The following is a 19401-nucleotide window of genomic DNA, read 5'->3' as shown; positions in this document are numbered from 1 at the left end:
TTAAGATATATAATTAAATGTCATGGAACTCAAGAAAAACCCAAGAGCCAATGTAGGTCGAAACAGCAGTTTATATTTTGCTGTTGGCTTAAACGTAATGTTAGTCCTAACATATATAGGATTAGAACATAAGACTTACGAAAAAGAAGCTACCAAAATAGATGTCTTAATGGTAAATGAGCAAATAGAGGAAGATATACCTATTACTAAGATTAATATTCCACTTCCGCCACCTCCTAAACCTTTGATAACAGAAGCCATAACGATTGTTGAAGACGTAGCAGATATAGAAGAAACTTTTGTTGAAAGCTCTGAAGTAGGACAAGATGATGTCATAGAAGTACGTGCTCAAGTAGTTAGTATAGAGGATGTTGGAGTTGCAGAAGTAGAGGAAGATATTGAAGTGCCTTTTACAGTAATTGAAAGAGTACCTCAATTTCCTGGTTGTACTGGTAATAATGCTGAGTTAAAGGCGTGTTTTGAACAAAAAATGAAAGCGCATTTGCAAAAGCATTTTAGATATCCTGAAACCGCTAAAGAGTTAAATATACAAGGTAAAGTATTTGTATATTTCTTAATTGATAAAACTGGTAAGGTGACAAGAATTAAAACCAGAGGACCAGATAAGTTATTAGAAGTCGAAGCAGAACGTATTATAAGTTTGCTTCCAGAAATGGTGCCTGGTAAGCAACGTAATAGACCAGTCGGAGTGCCTTATAGTATTCCTATAAGTTTTAAACTGAAACATCAATGAACTATAATACTTAACTTAGACTGATTTTGATTGATAATAAGACCTCTCGTAAGAGAGGTTTTGTTATGCATATGGGTTTTTTAAAGTGTACCAATTACATAAATCATCTTCATAGGTATAAGTACCCGAAGGTTGCATGCCTATTTTTTTAAGAATATGGTTTGAAGCGATATGACCAACTTCAGCCGCGGCACAAATTTCGTTGAATTTTAAATCCTTAAAACCATAATTCAATGAAGCTATAGCAGCTTCTGTAGCGTAACCATTTCCCCAAAATTGCTCTTTTAATCTATAACCAAGGTCATAGTAATCAAACGCTTTACGGACCTGACGCTCAAACTTTAGACCAGACCAGCCAACAAATTCATTGGTGTCTTTTTTTACCATAGCCAATCTGCCGATACCAAAGTCTTCGTATTGCTCTAAAATATCCTTAATCCATGCTTTTGATTGTTCAATAGATGTTACAGGGTTATTACCCAAATACATATGAACCTTAGGGTTGGAGTCCATTTCAAAGAAATCCAAGGTATCATCTATAGTTACTGGTCTTAGGAAAAGACGGTTGGTTTCAATAAGTGCGCTCATTTTAATAGTTTATCAGATATGTAATAATAATTATTAGTGATATATAAAAAATTCTACCATAAATAGCCAATTCATTAGCTTGTTTCAATTTTAAATCAAATCCATAACGCCTAAAACGTTCTAATTCAGATTCATTAAAATCGTTGTTTTTTTATCGCTATTTCCAAAGAAAGCAAAAGGTATAAAAAAGAAAGTGAGTGATTCTGATTTTGTTAACGGAATAGATTTTCTTTTCTCAATATTTTTTCTTCATCAGTCAGCATAAAAAATTACTTCCACTTAATATTACAACCCATACTTGGTTTTTGAATTTGGTTTACCGTTTTGTTACTAACCAAAGCATCTATAGCTTCTCTTAAATCTTTTCCTGTAACCGGTATGCCGTTTCCTGGTCTGGAATCGTCTAATTGTCCTGCATAGGCTAGTTTTAAATTACTATCAAATAAGAAGAAGTCTGGTGTGCATGCTGCATCGTAAGCTTTTGCTACATCTTGGGTTTCGTCATAGAGATATGGAAAAGGGTAGTGATTGGCTTTGGCATGTTGTTTCATTTTGTCTGGTCCATCTTGTGGATAGTTAATTACATCATTGCTAGAGATAGCAATACAATTAATACCTTTGGTCTTATAGTCATTGGCTAGTTTTACTAGCTCAGGGTTGACATGAATTACAAAAGGGCAGTGGTTGCAGATAAATACTATTAAGGTTGCTGTATTTCCTTTTAATGTATCTAGAGATTTTATTTGATCATCCTTGGTGTCAATTAGACTAAAACCAGGAGCCTTAGTGCCCAAGGGTAACATGTTTGATGGTGTTAATGCCATTATATTTTAGTATTTTTAAAATTCAATTAATGCTACCACGCTCTTGTGGCAAGAAATATGGAAAAGATAATAACATTTGAAGACTTTACAAAGGTAGATTTACGTATAGGCACTATTATTCACGTTAGTGATTTTCCAAATGCCAGAAAACCAGCTTACCAGCTCACTATTGATTTTGGAGATTTGGGTATTAAAAAGTCTTCAGCTCAAATCACTACTCAATATAACAAAGAAGATTTAGTGAATAGGCAAATTGTGGCGGTTGTTAACTTTCCCAAAAAACAGATTGCTAACTTTATGAGCGAATGCTTAGTGATGGGTGTTGTTAAAGATAATGATGTGTTTCTTTTACACCCTGAGGCTAAGGTTAAAAATGGAACTCAGGTGTCTTAATGAATGGCTGATTTTATTAATTACACAACTAAATCATTACATTTCTTCTCTAAAGAAAATCGCATTCATCAGCAATCTATTGGTACCATACCAAAATGCTCTAAAGTTAGTATTGTCAGTAAAAGCAATAATGCTTCCTCGACCAACACTGCTAATTTTTAAAGGCACAGAGAGACTTAGGCTATCTAGATTTTCTTCAGAAATATAACCACTCATTAAAGGGTTTTTTGTATATTTTATTGGGTTATTATAACTGTTTTTGTTTGGTTTTACAAATAGTGTTGTATTTCTAAAAACGGGCAAAGTAGTGTTTTTATATCCAAAATTGATAGGATGAGAACGGTCTAATTCTGTTTCAAAAATGGCACCTCCAATAACTTGAGCACCTCTAAAATTTCCACGTTGCTCATAACTAATATTTTTAGCGGTGATATTATTTTTCTTAAAATCTATTTTCATTAATTTTTTAGAATTCAACCAGCGTAAAGCATTTCTGTAAGCCACAAAAGTACCACCACTTTCTATCCAGAATTTTAGCTTTTTAGTGTTATCTTCATTTAGTCCAGAATTTGAGTTTACCATAATTATGGTATTATACCTGCTTAAATCTGTACGTTTAAAATTCTTAACATCTAATTTTGTAGCAATGATATTGTAACGTGTGTCTAGTAGATGCCAAATCTCACCAGCATCATAAGAGGTGATACCATCGCCAACCAAGAGTGCTATTTTGGGTAATTCTAAAGCTCTAAAATTACGACTCCCTAAGTCAATACCATCATTAAGTCCTGTTGAAACTCCATCAATATTAATATGGCTTTCTTGTGCAACAGTATTTAAAAACGAATACATATCTGATGAGAGCATATCTTGATTTTTTACAGGTATCATTATTGTACCATAATCATAAGACTTACCATTTGCTTTAAAGTTCTTCATACTAACTTTAACTCTCAAGCCTTTCTTTAAAATTTGATTCAGAAGCTTTGGTGCATAATATTCGTTCCATTCAAAGAGGTAGGCATAATTGCTTTTAGTTATTATACCGCCTTTTAAATGTTTTAGGTCTTTAATTTCGTTGCCAGCATTGGCAGTTGTAGTTTCTGTATAATCGAGATTAAATGCTAATGGAAAAGTCCATGCAGAGACATCATAGAATAAGCTATCTTGAAATTGAGTACGCTTTTCGAACATAGCATTTATCAATCTTGTATTCTTCTGATTTTTTGGAACAATATAGCTGTAACCTTTTTTATAATTCTTTCCGTCAGCTGAGAAGTCTGATTTTATATTATGAAATTTAATTTGATGCCTCTTTAATATCTCAGCTAGGTGATATGTTTTTGCAGCGTCTTTTTCATCTCCGAATACAATGGCTTTATTACTTTCTTTTAAAGCTTCATTGCGGGCATTCTTAAAAAAAATGTATTGGTATTCTAAAATCTCTTTTCGCATACTATTAGCGGCTTCAAGTGTAGATAATGTGGCAGTAAATTGATTCTTTATTGTAAAGGGAAAGGTTAATATACCATTTTCGCTTTCTTGAATATGACCACGAGAACTCGCTTGTTCAAACAAAATTCCTATTCCTCCATTAATATCAGGAAAGGTAGAGCCTTTACCATAATAAAAATCATCAAAACTTTCTTCAGAATAATACAATGACCCAATTTTGTCAAAAGCTTTAGCATGATACCTGGCAATTCCCTTAGTTAGTTTTTGATTTAGTTTTGGTGTCAATGGGTGCGTGCGTGAAGGAATGCCAGGTTGAAAAAAGAAGCTGGAATTGGTGCCCATTTCGTGATGATCAGTTAAGATATTTGGCATCCAATTATGAAAAGTTCCGATTCGAGCCCTAGACTCTGGTAATTGTACAGGTAGCCAGTCTCTATTCATGTCAAACCAGTAATGATTGGTGCGTCCTCCTGGCCAAATCTCACTATACTCTCTATCGTTTGGGTCAGGATTAAGATTTATACCTTTATTAGTATTTGCCCAATAAGCGAAACGTTGTAAGCCATCAGGATTCATTGAAGGATCTAATAAAATAACAGTATTGTTTAATAGGTTATCAATCTTTGGACCTTGTGCAGCAGCCAAATAATAAGCTGTAACCAAAGCTGCATTAGAGCCACTAGGTTCATTACCGTGTATAGAGAACCCTTGGTAAACTACTATGGGTCTGCTATCTAAATTAGCACTATCATTTTCAGTGGCTTGGATATGTGCTGACTGAATAGCATTTATATTCTGATGATTTTCTGGTGATGTTATGGTTAATAATAGTAAAGGTCTATCCTCATAAGTTTTACCTCTATTTTCTATGGTAATACGATTTGAAGTTTCTGCCAGTGTATACATATATTGCATTAACTTATCGTGTGTAATGTGCCATTCACCAACCTCATGCCCAATAACACTTTTTGGTGTTGGTATAGCTGAGTTATATGAAACATCCTGAGGTAAATAATAAGACAGGTCGGTTTTTGTCTGGGAAAAAAGTGTAGAGGTTGCTATAAATACTAGTAGAGCAATACGTTGCATAAATATTCTAGTTGGTTAAAGCCTAAAAATAAAAAAACCGTTACGAAGCGTAACAGTTTTTATTATAATTTAACAGAAGTTAAAGTTTAAATATCATCAAAACTAATGTCTGTAAAGTTGTCTGTACTTTGTGTATCTTCTGATGTTTTTGCTTCTTGAGCTACAAAATCATCATCGCGTTTAAAATCTTTTTGATGACGCTCGCTAATGACTTCTTCACCTTTTTCTGTAATGATATAGTCTGTCATTTCGGCTAAAATTTCTCTAAACTCAGCGAAGTCTTCTTTGTAGAGATAGATTTTATGCTTTTTATAATGGTAAGACCCATCATCATTGGTAAACTTTTTACTTTCGGTAATGGTTAAGTAGTAATCACCTGCTTTAGTTGCTCTTACATCAAAGAAATAAGTTCGTCTTCCGGCGCGTAATACTTTAGAGTATATTTCTTCCTTGTCCATCATTCCATAATCACCCATAGCTAATATTTTTTTTAAAATTCAAATCAAAAATCTAAAAAAAATCTAAACTAACAAACAAATTATTGCATTTCTTTTTCAGAGAGTTGTTTTGTGTAAAGTTCTTTGTAGTAACCTTCAACATTTATTAGATTTTCATGGTTCCCAGATTGAATAATTTTACCATCATCCAGAACAATAATCTGATCTGCGTTCTTTGCCGAAGATACACGATGACTTACAATAATTGTTGTTTTGTCTTTTGTAAGCTTTACAAGATTCTTAAGGATTTTTTCTTCTGTTTCGGTGTCTACAGCAGAAAGACAATCATCAAATAGTAAAATATCTGGTTTCTTAATAATAGCTCTAGCTATAGAAACACGTTGTTTTTGCCCACCAGATAATGTAATGCCGCGTTCTCCAAGAACAGTATCGTACCCCTTTTTAAAATCGATAATGTTTTTATGGACCCTTGCATTTTTGGCAGCTTCAATAACTTCATCATCGGTGGCGTCTTCTTTTCCAAATTTAATATTGTTTTTAATACTGTCTGAAAACAGGAAAGCATCTTGTGGTACATAACCAATGCCTTCACGCAAACTATATAAGTTTAATTTTGAAACTGAAGTATTGTCTACCAGAACCCCATTATTTTCAACGTCGTATAATCGACCAATTAAATCTAGAATTGTAGATTTTCCCGAACCAGTTTTTCCAAGTATTGCAAGTGTTTGTCCGGATTTTAATGTAAAACTCACGTTTTTTAGAGCTTCAATATTAGTGTCTGGATATACAAAAGATACGTTTTTAAACTCTATGTCTCCTTTTATAGGTGTAAGCTCATTAACCGTATTCTTTATGTCTGGCTCAGTTTTTAAAAATTCATTGATACGTTCTTGTGAAGCTTCAGCTTGTTGTACTAGAGATGTTACCCAACCTACAATGGCTACTGGCCAAGTTAACATATTTACATAAATTAAAAATGCAGCAATGGTACCAATATCTTTGATTTCACCATTCATATATTGCATACCTCCTATGTATACCACAATAAGGTTACTTACTCCGATAAGTAGTATCATCATTGGAAAAAACAAAGCTTGTACTTTGGTTAAGCTGATTTGCTTTTGGCGGTTTTCTGCAGAAAGCGTATCAAATTCAGCATTGGTTCTAGGCTCTATACCATAAGATTTTATTACCGAAATACCACTAAACGTTTCTTGTGTAAATGTTGAAAGTGTTGATAGTGATTGTTGGACAATAGTACTACGTTTGTTTATTAGTTTGCTTAATTTATAAATAGCTACAGATAGTATTGGAAGTGGTAACAATGTATATAGCGTTAGCTTTGGTGCAGTATTTACCATATATATAATTGCTACAGTAAATAATGTAATAGTATTCATAGTATACATTATAGCAGGACCAACATACATTCGCACTTTACCAACATCTTCACTGATACGATTCATTAAATCACCAGTTCTATTAGACTTATAAAAATTTAAAGAGAGCACTTGGTAATGGTGGTAAATCTCATTTTTAAGATCATACTCTATATGGCGAGAAACATTAATAATTGTTTGGCGCATCAAGAACGTAAATAATCCTGCAATGACTGCTGCTCCGATAATATAGAGTACAATAGTGATTAATTCTGTTTTAAATACTTCGTAAGTAATATTTCCATTATTCTTATCAGAAATTATATTGATTGCATCACCAACAAACCTTGGCGTGAAAAGTGCAAAAATCTTTGCAACTATGGTAATAATAATGCCAATAATTAATCGGTATCTGTATTTATAGAAGTATTTATTTAGATGTTTTAGTGCTTTCATAAAGGTTTTAGGCAGACAAAAATATTACGATAATCTTATTTTGGCGTTAATATTTTGCTAATCCTCCAATAATAATTTATTTTTGCTCGTTGTTTTTAGATAATCTTCAAACAGCCTTAAATCTTAATCAATAATGACTTCAGAAATAATAAGTTCTAAGGAACTTTCAAAAATAGATCCGGTTTTTGGTCAAAATTCTTTTGACAATCACGAGCAAATCGTTTTTTGCAACGACAAAGATACTGGTTTAAAAGCAATAATTGGTATTCACAATACGATATTAGGTCCTGCGCTTGGAGGTACAAGAATGTGGAATTATAACAACGAATGGGAAGCGCTTAATGATGTATTACGTTTATCTCGTGGTATGACATTTAAATCTGCAATCACAGGCTTAAATCTTGGTGGTGGTAAAGCTGTAATTATAGGCGACGCCAAAACGCAGAAGACACCAGAATTAATGAAGCGATTTGGTGAATTTGTACATTCTTTGAGTGGTAAATATATTACTGCTGAGGATGTTGGTATGACTACTGCAGATATGGATACCGTAAGAGAAGTGACACCATATGTCACTGGTATTTCAGAAAGCAGAGGTGGTGCAGGTAATCCGTCTCCAATTACTGCTTATGGAGTGTTTATGGGAATGAAGGCTGCGGCTAAATTTCAGTATGGTTCTGATGTACTTGAAGATAGAAACGTATTTGTACAAGGTATTGGTCATGTTGGTGAAGCTTTGGTAGAGCACTTAGTTAATGAAGGAGCTAAGGTTACCATTTCAGATATCAATCAAGAACGATTAGAGGAAGTGCGCTCAAAATATGGGGCTCATATATATAGCGGTGATGATATTTATAGTGAGCCTATGGATATTTACGCTCCGTGTGCTCTTGGTGCCACGATAAACGATGATACTATATATAAACTAAAGGCAAAAATTGTAGCTGGTGCAGCGAATAATCAATTGGCAGAGGAAAACAGACATGGTAAAATTTTGCAAGATCGTGGTATAGTATATGCTCCTGATTTTTTAATTAATGCAGGTGGTATTATTAATGTTTATGCAGAATTAGAAGATTATGATAGACAAGAAATAATGCGTAAAACAGAAAATATATTTAATACTACTCTCGAAATTTTAGATAATGCTAAGGCTAACGATATTACAACACATACAGCAGCATTAAATATTGCCAGAAAGCGTATTGAAACGCGAAAAAGAGAAAATTCTAAATAATTTTTTTCAGAATTAAATAATACTATTTTTGCAAGGTGAATCGTGGTAGGTTCACCTTTTTTAATAACTTAGATAACGTAGTTCTTTTTCATATGCTAAACCGAAGACACATCAGAATAAAAGTAATGCAATCCTTGTATGCTTTTAAAGGCACAGAAAGTGATGATCTTGCTAAAGACCAAACATTTTTGTTGCACAGTTTAGATAGCATGTATGATTTATACCTTTCTATTTTAGCCTTACTTACAGAGCTACATAAAAAGAGTAAAAGCCATAACGAGAAATTACAAAATAAACTTTTAGGCTCTGATACCGATAAAAATCCTAATACAAGGTTACAAGACAATCAGTTGTTGCATATCGTTAGCGAAAATAAAATGCTGCAAGAACTTGTAAAAAAACGAAAGCTGAATTTTTGGGATTTAGATTTTGAATATGTTGATATTCTATTTAAATCTATTATTAAGAGTAAGGTGTATAATCATTACATTAATGACCCTGAAACTGCTTTTAAAAAGGACAAACAGTTTATTATTGATATTTATTCTGAGTTAATTGCACCAAACGATAAACTCTACGATTATTTTGAAGATAAAAAATTAACATGGATTGATGACCTTCCTGTAGTAAATACGGTACTTTTAAAAGTCATCAGAAAACTTAAATTAACTTCGCCAGAAACGGTGTTATTACCAGATTTGTACAAGGATGAAGATGATAAGGAGTTTGCAAAAGATTTGTTAAAAAAGACGATTTTAAATAACTCTAAATTTTCAGAAGAAATTGCGATTAAGGCAACCAACTGGGATGCAGAGCGCTTGGCTAGTATAGATGGTGTATTATTAAAAATGGCATTATGCGAATTTCAAAAATTTCCATCCATACCACATAAGGTAACTATTAATGAATACCTAGAAATAGCCAAGGAATATTCTACGCCAAAAAGTAGCTTATTTATCAACGGTATTTTAGACAAAATAGTTAAGGAGTACCAGTCTAAAAACATACACAAAAAAACGGGAAGAGGGTTGATGTAGTTGGGATATGATGTTAGGTGACAGTTATAAATATTAAAAATCGTAATTCTTAAATTGACAGGATTTTTCTTTCAAAACATGTTAAGGGCAGCCTAAAAATTTTAATTGGTAGAAATAATTATTACCTTTGCCAGCTGAAAGAAAATACAATATATTAACTAAAAAATATAGTAATGAAAAAAGTAATCTTAGGACTCAGTGCTTTATGTATGATAGCTTTTACATCTTGTAAAGATGATGCAGCAAGCAAAGTTAAATCTGAAAATGTAGCCGTAGCAGCAGAACGTGATGCTAATGCTGGTGATTTTCCAGTACTTAAATTAGACAAAGAAGTACATGATTTTGGAACCATAATGAATGGTACTCCTGTAGAAACCGTTTTTAAATATACTAATACAGGTAATTCAATGTTAGTAGTAAGTAACATTAAAAGCACATGTGGTTGTACCGTACCATCTAACTATACTAAAGAAGTAGCGCCAGGTGAAACGGGTCAATTTACTGTAAAGTTTAATGGTAAAGGTAATGGTAAGGTTTCTAAGTCACTAACTATGACTACAAATACTGAAAAAGGGACTCAGGTGGTGAAAATTTCTGCTATGATAGAAGCAGATCCAAATGCACCAAAAAAGCCAGCTAAACCAACAGCTAATCCTTTATCTACGACTCAAAAAGCTAAGACATCTACTCAGCCAGGTCACGAAGGTCATAACCACAATTAATATTTAGTTAATGGAAGGATTAGGATCTTTTTTACCATTCATAGCCATTTTTGCTGTGATGTATTTCTTTATGATTGCACCACAGATGAAACGTGCTAAGCAAGAAAAGAAATTTGCCAGCGAGTTAAAACGTGGTGATCGTGTATTAACCAAAAGCGGTATGCATGGTAAAGTTGTAGAGTTAAATAATAAAGATAATAGTTGTGTTATTGAAACTTTAGCAGGGAAAATTAAGTTTGACCGTTCTGCAATATCAATGGAAATGAGTAAAAAATTAAATGCACCAGCGAAAACAAAATAAGCTGATGATAAAAAAATAAAAGCCGCTCATTTAATGAGCGGCTTTTTTATTTAACAGTTTTTATATTTATCATTAAGCCCAACGCCATTAATAATCATTGGTGTAATCTTCTCTAAGCGCTTTTGCTTTGTTGCTTCTCTTTTTGCTTCTTTAATATATTCACAATACTCGCGCTGCTTACCAGGAGTGAGCAACTTAAAACTATTGTTAAGTTTTGAGTTTGTTTTTAAAACAGCTTCTAATTCTTTTGGAATAATGACAGCTTTAGTTTTACGCTCGGGTTTAATCTCACGTCCTAAACGTTGGTTTTCTATTGCTTCTTTTACATAAGCTAAAACAGCAGTTTCATTAATATCAGCTTTGGTTTTAAAACGCATTTGTCTTAAAGCTTTTGTCTTATTTTCCTGAGCGTTAATTAGTAAATCATGCTCGTCTTTTAAAAATACACCATTAAAAAACCAAATTCCGAAATGATTTTTAAAAGCTCCAAGGCCAACCACATTTTTACCTTTTAAAGTATAAACTGGAGCACTCCACTTTACAGTTTCTTCTAACTCTGTTGAATTAATAAGATTGCGCAGTGTGGAAAGTTCATCTGCATAATGTTGATTTACTTCTATATATTCTTCTACAGAATAGACTTTTTTCATATTAAATTTTGTTAATGTCAGAAAATATAAACTTAATTAAAAAGTGTGTATATAAAAAGCAGCTTTTTAGTTAAAGTACATTTTTTAAAAACTTCAGAGTAGGTATAACAGGTAGTTTCTTATTTATCCTTTAGCGGTAAGCTCAGCAATTTTACAAATTACTTCTACAGCTTTTTGCATACTTTCTACAGGGACATACTCATAACGTCCATGGAAGTTGTGTCCACCTGCAAAAATGTTTGGACACGGTAAACCCATATAAGACAATTGAGAACCATCTGTACCACCCCGAATAGGCTTTATTAGTGGTTTGATACCCAGTGATTTCATGGCTTCTTCAGCGATATCTACAATATGTATTACTGGTTCAACCTTTTCTTTCATATTATAATATTGATCTTTTATCTCAATTTCAAAAACTTCTGTTTCAAACTTGGTATTAAGATCTAAAACAATTTTCTGCATTAAAGCTTTGCGCGCTTCAAATTTATCTTTATCGTGGTCTCTTATAATATATTGTAATGTGGTTTCTTCAACCTTGCCTTCAATACTGTGCAAGTGAAAAAAGCCTTCATAACCTTCAGTATGCTCTGGTGTTTCTAATCTTGGTAAAGCATTTATAAACTCAGAAGCATAGTACATTGAGTTTATCATTTTCCCCTTAGCATAACCAGGATGCACAATTTTTCCTTTTACTTTTATTTTTGCTCCTGCAGCATTAAAGTTTTCGTATTCTAACTCACCAACTTGGCTCCCATCCATCGTATAGGCCCAATCGGCGCCAAATTTTTCAACATTAAAATTATGTGCTCCTCTACCGATTTCTTCATCTGGTGTAAAACCTACTTTTATAGTACCATGTTTAATTTCTGGATGCTGAATCAGATACTCCATAGCTGTGACAATCTCAGTAATACCTGCTTTATCATCGGCTCCTAAAAGCGTTGTACCATCTGTGGTAATTAAAGTCTGACCTTTATAAAGTAATAAATCTTCAAAATAATCAGGAGAGAGCACAATATTTTCTGTGCTATTTAGAACAATGTCTTTTCCATCGTAATTCTCAATAATTTGGGGTTTTACATTTGCTCCTGTAAAATCTGGTGAGGTATCAAAATGCGATATAAAACCTATAGTAGGCACATCATGTTCGACATTACTAGGTAAGGTAGCCATAATGTATGCGTTATCATCTATAGTCACATCACTCATGCCAATGGCCTTAAGTTCTTCAACTAATTTATTCGCTAAATCCCATTGTTTAGCTGTACTTGGTGTTGTATTAGAGCTTGGATCTGATTCGGTATCTATAGTTACATAGCTTAAAAAACGATTTATAATGTGTTGCATGTTTAAAGTTTTTACCAAAAATAACAACTATTGGCCTTAAACATTAAACAGAATTCAATTACTTTTTAAATTATTGGTTCCTAAAGAAATAAGTTTTACTTTTATTGAAATGCTATCAACCAAATAAACTAACCAATGCGCTATTATTTCAGTTTTATACTGACTTTATGTTTCTTTTTCTGTTCTTTTAGTCAATCAAAAACTTATAAAATTGGCTATCTTTTAGATAAAACCTCTCCTGAAATAGAAGGACTTTTGTCAGCACTTTCTAATGAAATTTCTGCTGTTGTTGGTGAGGATGCTGTACTAGAGTTTTCTGATAATAACAGATTAGTTAATGATTTTGATTTAAAAGTAGCAAGCGATAACTATAATCGCTTATTGACTAATGAAATTGATATTATCATTGCTTTTGGAATTGTTAACAATTCAGTTATCACAAAAATGGATGATTACCCAAAACCAACTATTGTTTTTGGTGCTTTGAGTGAAGAATTGGTAAATGGAAATAGCATTGTTCCTGAGTTAAAAAACTTTATGTCTATTACCACATCACAGTCTTATACAGAAGATCTAGAGTTACTAAAGGAATTGGCAAAACCAAATACTATTGGTGTAGCTATCGAAAAACCATTTATGGAGAACCTGCCTATTGAAGATACTTTTAATAAGATTAGTCAGGATTTAGATGTCGATTTTAAACTTATTCCCTTTGAAAATTTAAGTGATATTACGTCTAATTTAGACAATATTGATGCATTATACTTAGCAGGTGGATTTTATCTTACAGATAAGCAGATGCAAAACTTAGCTCAAGTTTTAATTGATAAAAAATTACCGTCTTTTACGGCAAATCCGGTTAAAGATGTGACCAATGGTATTTTGGCAAGTAACCATGACCAATCTGAATTAGATCAGTTTTTTAGAAGAATAGCATTAACAGTAGAATCAGTTGTGCTAAATAATGAATTCTCAGGAGTAAGTACAAAACTAGAAACAAGGAGTAACTTGACAGTTAATTTTAATACTGCTGAAAAAATAGGATTACCGCTAAAGTACAGCTTAATAGCTACAACTACTTTTATAGGTAATCCTAATGAAACTGTAGCTGATAAAAAATACACTTTGGTTAGTGTTATGCAAGAGGCTATTACTGAGAATTTAGATTTACAAGTCTTACAGCGCGATATTACATTAGCAGAAAAAGATGTGCAATTAGCAAATAGTGATTACCTGCCAAATGTTACTGCAGCAGCTACGGGCTCTTATGTTGACCCAGAATTAGCTGAGGTTAGTAATGGTCAGAACCCAGAATTGTCAACTTCTGGAAATGTAATGTTACAGCAAACCGTATTCTCTGAATCTGCAAATGCAAATATCAGTATTCAGAAATCATTACGAGAAGCACAAAAAGAAAACTATAATAGTGAAGCGTTAAATACAGTTTTTAATGTGGCAACATCGTATTTTACGGCATTAATTCTAAAAGCCAACCTATCTATTCAAAGTAAAAATTTAGAGTTGACGAGATATAATTTAAAAATTGCAACGGAAAACTATGACGCAGGTCAAGCTGGTAAATCTGATGTTTTACGTTTTAAATCAGAATTGGCTCAGAATACCCAACAAATGGTTGAGGCGATTAATCAATTAGAGCAAGGCTATTATACTTTAAATCAATTACTAAATAATCCTATTGACCAAAAAATAGATGTTGAGGAAGCCGAATTACAAAAAGGTATATTTAGTAATTATAATTACGAACAGTTAGGGCAGTTTTTAGATGACCCTACATTAAGAATTCCTTTTGTGAAATTCTTAATACAAGAAGCCATTAGTAATGCTCCTGAGCTAAAAGCACTAAATTATAATATTGAAGCAACTGAGCGTAGCGAGCGGTTATTTGGAATTGGTCGTTTTTTACCAACTGTAGCCATACAAGGTCAGTATAATTATGAATTTTCAAGATCTGGTGCTGGATCAGATTTTCCAATGGGTTTTCCTGCAATTCCAGAAGGCTATTATACTTTTGGACTAAATGTTTCTGTTCCAATATTTAACCAAAATAAACAAAATCTAAATCAACAAATCGCATCAGTACAGAAAGAACAATTAGAGATTTCAAAAAATAGCATCATCTTAAATATTGAAAAGAACATTAATGATTCTGTTTTAGAATTGATTAATCAAATATCAAATATTCAATTATCTGAAGTGTTTGAAGAAACTGCTAAAGAGGCCTTAGATTTAACCCAAACCTCCTATGCTAATGGGGCTGTTAATATTGTTCAATTATTAGACGCTCAAAATAATTACCTCCAGGCACAATTAGCTAGAGCAAATGCAACCTATAACTATTTATTAAGCGCTATGCAGCTCGAACGCTCTCTAGGATTGTTCTTTCTGTTACAAGATGAAAGTGAACGTGCAGCATTTATTCAACGCTTTTTAGAATTTACTCAAAACAATAACTAACACTTAATACATCAATAATAATGCTATCTAATCAAATCTTTAAAATCAACAGCCTAGTCTTACTACTATTAATGTTTGGCTGTGGTGAAAAAGAGGTCAAAGAAGAAGTCGTTTTAAGACCTGTAAAGTATAGTGAAGTCACCTATTTAGGAGGTGAAAAGACCAGACAGTTTAGCGGCACAGCTAAAACTGAGAAAATTGTAAACCTCAGTTTTAGGAGCAGTGGTATTGTTACTAAATTAGATATGAAATTAGGGCAGAAGGTTAAGAAAGGTCAATTGCTTGGGACTTTAGATAATGTTGCGGCTCGGTTAAATTATGAGTCGTCTATTGAATCTAAAAACAGCTCAGAATCTCAAATGAATACAACAAAGCTGTCTTTAAACCGTGTGCGAACTTTGTACGAGAAAGGAAGTGCATCGCTTAGTGACTATGAAGCTGCTAAGAATTCTTATAGAACAGCCGTAGCAAGTTTTGAATCTGCAAAGCGAAGTGTAGCAATACAGCAAGATCAAATACGATTTGGATATTTATATGCATCTGAAGATGGTGTTATAGCTTCGGTTTCAGCCGAAGTTGATGAGAATGTGTCTCCTGGACAGATTGTTGGTGTTTTAAATGCTGGTACTGCTATTGAAATTAGTTTGGGTTTACCAGAATCTGTAATAAATGCGGTACAAAAAGGTATGAAAGTTAATGTGTCTTTTACAGCAATTGAAGGCGAGACTTTTAATGCTGTGATTACAGAAGTTGCACCAGCACTAGATTCTAATACGTCTACATATCCAATCACGGTAATGGTCACTGATTCTGATGAACGTATTAAAAGCGGTATGGCTGCCAATGTATTATTTGAATTTGTAGATAAAGATTTATCTGAAAAAATGATTGTAATACCTGCTAGTGCTGTAGGCGAGGACGCTAATGGTAGATTTGTTTTCTTGGTAGAAGGTGATAAAGATAAAGCTATAGTGAAGAAACAACTTGTAATTATTGGAAACTTAACTTCTAATGGTTTTGAAGTTAAATCAGGTCTTAATGCAGGTCAAAAAATTGCTACTGCAGGCTTACAGACTTTATTAGATGGACAAGAAGTAAAATTAAACTAAACTTAGATGAACTTAACTGCATTTTCCATCAACAGAAACCGAATTACATTTACGGTCCTTACCACCATAATGATAATGGGTATGGTTTATTACCAATCCTTATCAAGAGATAGTATGCCTCCTTATACAGTACGAGTAGCTACTGTGGTTTCTTCTTTCCCAGGTTCGAGCCCAGAACGTGTTGAACAATTAGTAACAGATAAAGTTGAAAAAGTAGTACAAGAATTACCAGAGTTAAAGAAAGTAACCAGTACTTCACGATCTGGTTTATCAGTGGTTTCGGTAGAATTGAAAGATCAGGTAAAACCTGAGGATTTGCAATCGGTCTGGGATCGCTTAAGAAGAAAATTATCTCAAATACAAGGTTTACCTTCTGGTGTTCAACCAAATTTAAATGATGATGGTATTGGTGAAGTCTTTGGTATTGCTGTAGGTTTAGTGATTGATGGTTTTTCTTATGCAGAAGCCAAAGATTATATAGATGATATTAAGGATGATCTTATTAAACTAGACCTCGCTGCTAAGGTTGAAGTTGGTGGAGTTCAAGATGAGCGCGTCTTTATAGAATTTGACAATTCACGATTAAAAGAGTATGGTTTATCTGCTTCAAAATTACAAGGTATTATTGGCTCAACAAATATTTTAAGTTCGGGAGGTCAGATCAATTTAGGAAATGAGCGCATTATTTTAGAACCCTCAGGAAATTTTAATTCAATTGATGATATAAAACAAACCTTAATTCCTGTTGGGGATGGTACACAATTGGTTTATTTAGGGGATATAACCACAGTAAGGCAAGATTATATAGATCCACCAAGCCAATTGGTAACTGTTAATGGAAGAGAAGCTATTTCTATGCATGTGAGTCTTAAAGAAGGGGCAAATGTCATTCAGCTAGGTGCAGATATTAATACTGTTGTAAATAAATGGAAAAAAATATTGCCTGTTGGTTTAGAACTTAAGCGATTATCGTCTTTAGATGTATATATTGATAATAAAATTAGTGATTTTATCGTCAACTTAATTCAGTCTATTACTATTGTGTTAATAGTTATGCTGGTATTCTTAGGACTACGAACGGGTAGTATTATAGCAAGCTTAATTCCTATGGTAACTATAATGACCTTAATGCTTATGGGTACCATTGATATGGGATTAAATCAAGTTACTCTTGCTGCATTAATTATGGCCTTAGGTATGATGGTTGATAATGCCATTGTTGTTGCTGAAACCATAATGGTTAAAATGGAAAAGGGTATTGCTGCAAAGAAAGCGGCTATTGATGCCTGTGGGGAATTATTTACTCCATTATTAATATCTACTTTAACCACCTCGGCAGCTTTCTTAGCATTTTATATGGCTGAGTCTACTATGGGTGACATCGTAGGTCCAATTTTTGTTGTCATTTCTTTAGCATTATTATCGTCTTGGATTATTGCATTGACAGTAATTACGTTGCTCTGTTTTATGTTTTTGAAAGTCACTCCAAAGTCCGAAAAGAAAGCATCTATAATTGATAAGACTATTGACAAGCTTAAACTGTATTATAAAAATCTAATTTTAGTTGCCCTTTCATATAAAAGACTTGTACTTTTCGGAATTATTGGAGCATTCTTTTTATCCTTATTGGGATTTGGTAAGATACCTTTTGTTTTCTTTCCGGATAGTGACCGTAATATGATAACTATAGATGTTAATCTACCTCAGGGCACACGTATTGAAGCTACAAAAGAGGTTATTCATGGTATTGAAAACTATATCGTTCAAGAATTGTTGGTTAATGAAAATAGATCAAATGGTATAACAGATTGGTCGGCTTATGTAGGAGAAGGGCCTTCTTCTTATGATTTAGGTTATACCACTGATGAACCCGATGCTAGTTATGCTCATATATTGGTTAACACTTCCGATTTTATTTATAATAATGAAATGGTTGAGAAATTAGATGAATACTGTTTCAATAATTTTCCTAATGCTGATATTAAGGTTGGGTTGCTAGGCTCAGGTGGCGGAGGTGTACCTATAGAGATAAAGATTTCTGGTGAAAATCCAGATATTTTAGCGGAGCTCTCAGAACAAACTAAGCAAAAATTGAAAACTGTTTCTGGAACCAAAAACATTAAGGATGATTGGGGGCCGAAAACCAAAAAATTTGTGGTTAATATAGATCAGAATAAAGCACAAATGGCTGGTGTTACAAGTTCTGATGTGGCGACTTCGCTACAAACGGTGTTAGATGGTTTTCAAACAGGTGAATATCGTGAAGATGATAAGTCTATTCCTATTCTTATGAGAAGTAACGAAAGTCAACAGCAAACTTTAGCGTCTATTGAGACCTTAAATATTTATGCCCAAAACTCTGGTAAAAGTGTACCCTTACTACAAGTTGCAAGCATTGAACCACAATGGCAATATGCAAAGATAAAAAGGTTGGATATCGATAGAACTATAAATGTAAGTTCAGAATTGAATGCCACAGGGAATGCTTCTGCCATTATGAAGGTAATGACACCTTACATGGAAGAAGTTTCGCAAAGTTGGCCAGATGGTTATAGCTTTAAGTTTGGAGGAGATGCAGAAAATACAGCAGAGAATATGGGAGCGGTGATAAACTATTTACCTTTATCTGGTTTCATTATAATTCTATTGCTCATTATTCAATTTAATTCTGTTAGAAAAACTGTGATGGTAGCCTCAACTATACCATTAGGAATAATCGGCGTGGTTATAGGTTTGCTCATTTTTCAAGAGCCCTTTGGCTTTATGCCGTTTTTAGGAGTAATTTCTTTAGCAGGTATTGTTATCAATAATGCTATTGTTTTGATAGATAGAATTCAAATTGAGGAAAATGAACTTAAAAGACCAATTGAAGATGCTATTATAGTTGCTTGTTTACAGCGTTTTAGACCTATACTTTTAGCTACTTTTACTACGGTACTAGGTTTAATTCCTCTATATTTAAGTGGAGGTGAAATGTGGGAAGGTATGGCAGTAAGTATTATGATTGGATTGTTGTTTGGTACAGTCATTACCCTATTATTTATTCCGTCGTTCTATAGTATTTTGTTCAAAGTCAACTATAAAGATTATAAGTTTGATGATTCAATTTTAGAAGACTAAA

16 protein-coding genes are annotated in these 19401 nt (G+C 33.2%); 9 read left to right on the top strand and 7 right to left on the bottom strand.

Annotated elements, in window-relative coordinates; translation table 11 throughout:
- The first annotated feature begins 22 nt into the window (after nucleotides 1–22).
- Nucleotides 23–754 carry an energy transducer TonB gene (locus Q0912_RS05135; protein ID WP_299112705.1) on the top strand — a complete coding sequence of 244 codons (732 nt, stop codon included), beginning with the start codon at nucleotides 23–25 and terminating at the stop codon, nucleotides 752–754.
- Between the two features lie 63 nt (nucleotides 755–817).
- Here the strand turns inward: Q0912_RS05135 and Q0912_RS05130 are convergent, their stop codons facing one another.
- Nucleotides 818–1342 (bottom strand): GNAT family N-acetyltransferase, encoded by a 525-nt coding sequence (locus Q0912_RS05130; protein ID WP_299112703.1) that lies wholly within the window; start codon nucleotides 1340–1342, stop codon nucleotides 818–820.
- A gap of 269 nt (nucleotides 1343–1611) precedes the next feature.
- Entirely contained in the window at nucleotides 1612–2166 is a 555-nt protein-coding gene (locus Q0912_RS05125; RefSeq protein ID WP_299112702.1) for a thioredoxin family protein, read from the bottom strand.
- 57 nt (nucleotides 2167–2223) lie between these two features.
- Here Q0912_RS05125 and Q0912_RS05120 point away from each other — a divergent pair, with 57 nt between their 5' ends.
- Nucleotides 2224–2559, top strand: coding sequence for a tRNA-binding protein (locus Q0912_RS05120; protein ID WP_299112701.1), 336 nt, complete (start codon nucleotides 2224–2226; stop codon nucleotides 2557–2559).
- 36 nt (nucleotides 2560–2595) lie between these two features.
- Here Q0912_RS05120 and Q0912_RS05115 read toward each other — a convergent pair whose 3' ends face one another.
- The 3 genes from Q0912_RS05115 to Q0912_RS05105 form a co-directional block, all read right to left on the bottom strand.
- The gene (locus tag Q0912_RS05115; RefSeq protein WP_299112700.1) at nucleotides 2596–5103 is read right to left on the bottom strand and encodes a M14 family metallopeptidase; all 2508 of its coding nucleotides are present in this window, start codon (nucleotides 5101–5103) and stop codon (nucleotides 2596–2598) included.
- Between the two features lie 86 nt (nucleotides 5104–5189).
- Entirely contained in the window at nucleotides 5190–5579 is a 390-nt protein-coding gene (locus Q0912_RS05110) for a PUR family DNA/RNA-binding protein (RefSeq protein ID WP_299112699.1), read from the bottom strand.
- A gap of 62 nt (nucleotides 5580–5641) precedes the next feature.
- Nucleotides 5642–7399, bottom strand: a complete 1758-nt coding sequence (locus tag Q0912_RS05105) for an ABC transporter ATP-binding protein (protein WP_299112698.1) — start codon at nucleotides 7397–7399, stop codon at nucleotides 5642–5644.
- A 133-nt stretch (nucleotides 7400–7532) separates the two neighbouring features.
- Here Q0912_RS05105 and Q0912_RS05100 point away from each other — a divergent pair, with 133 nt between their 5' ends.
- The 4 genes from Q0912_RS05100 (at nucleotide 7533) to yajC (ending at nucleotide 10696) form a co-directional block, all read left to right on the top strand.
- Nucleotides 7533–8636 (top strand): Glu/Leu/Phe/Val dehydrogenase, encoded by a 1104-nt coding sequence (locus Q0912_RS05100; protein WP_299112697.1) that lies wholly within the window; start codon nucleotides 7533–7535, stop codon nucleotides 8634–8636.
- Nucleotides 8637–8728: 92 nt separating this feature from the next.
- Entirely contained in the window at nucleotides 8729–9673 is a 945-nt protein-coding gene (nusB, locus tag Q0912_RS05095) for a transcription antitermination factor NusB (RefSeq protein WP_299112696.1), read from the top strand.
- A 173-nt stretch (nucleotides 9674–9846) separates the two neighbouring features.
- Nucleotides 9847–10395 (top strand): DUF1573 domain-containing protein, encoded by a 549-nt coding sequence (locus Q0912_RS05090; RefSeq protein ID WP_299112694.1) that lies wholly within the window; start codon nucleotides 9847–9849, stop codon nucleotides 10393–10395.
- A gap of 10 nt (nucleotides 10396–10405) precedes the next feature.
- Nucleotides 10406–10696: a preprotein translocase subunit YajC gene (yajC, locus tag Q0912_RS05085; RefSeq protein WP_299112693.1), complete on the top strand. Its 291-nt coding sequence runs from the start codon at nucleotides 10406–10408 to the stop codon at nucleotides 10694–10696.
- A 50-nt stretch (nucleotides 10697–10746) separates the two neighbouring features.
- On the opposite strand, the gene Q0912_RS05080 is transcribed toward yajC, so the two are convergent.
- Both Q0912_RS05080 and pepT read right to left on the bottom strand, forming a co-directional pair.
- Entirely contained in the window at nucleotides 10747–11346 is a 600-nt protein-coding gene (locus Q0912_RS05080; RefSeq protein ID WP_299112691.1) for a DUF1801 domain-containing protein, read from the bottom strand.
- Between the two features lie 123 nt (nucleotides 11347–11469).
- Complete coding sequence (pepT, locus tag Q0912_RS05075) at nucleotides 11470–12696, bottom strand: peptidase T (protein WP_299112690.1); 1227 nt, start codon at nucleotides 12694–12696, stop codon at nucleotides 11470–11472.
- Nucleotides 12697–12831: 135 nt separating this feature from the next.
- Here pepT and Q0912_RS05070 point away from each other — a divergent pair, with 135 nt between their 5' ends.
- The 3 genes from Q0912_RS05070 to Q0912_RS05060 are packed head-to-tail and all read left to right on the top strand — an operon-like array spanning nucleotide 12832 to nucleotide 19400.
- Entirely contained in the window at nucleotides 12832–15171 is a 2340-nt protein-coding gene (locus Q0912_RS05070; RefSeq protein WP_299112688.1) for a TolC family protein, read from the top strand.
- Between the two features lie 20 nt (nucleotides 15172–15191).
- Nucleotides 15192–16280, top strand: a complete 1089-nt coding sequence (locus tag Q0912_RS05065) for an efflux RND transporter periplasmic adaptor subunit (protein WP_299112686.1) — start codon at nucleotides 15192–15194, stop codon at nucleotides 16278–16280.
- A 6-nt stretch (nucleotides 16281–16286) separates the two neighbouring features.
- The gene (locus Q0912_RS05060) at nucleotides 16287–19400 is read left to right on the top strand and encodes an efflux RND transporter permease subunit (protein WP_299112684.1); all 3114 of its coding nucleotides are present in this window, start codon (nucleotides 16287–16289) and stop codon (nucleotides 19398–19400) included.
- Nucleotide 19401: the final 1 nt, after the last annotated feature.

Origin of the sequence: uncultured Winogradskyella sp. (assembly GCF_947498345.1) — a bacterium.
GTDB lineage: Bacteria > Bacteroidota > Bacteroidia > Flavobacteriales > Flavobacteriaceae > Winogradskyella.
The sequence above is the reverse complement of the archived record's forward strand: the minus strand, read 5'-3'. Positions and strand labels throughout refer to the sequence as shown.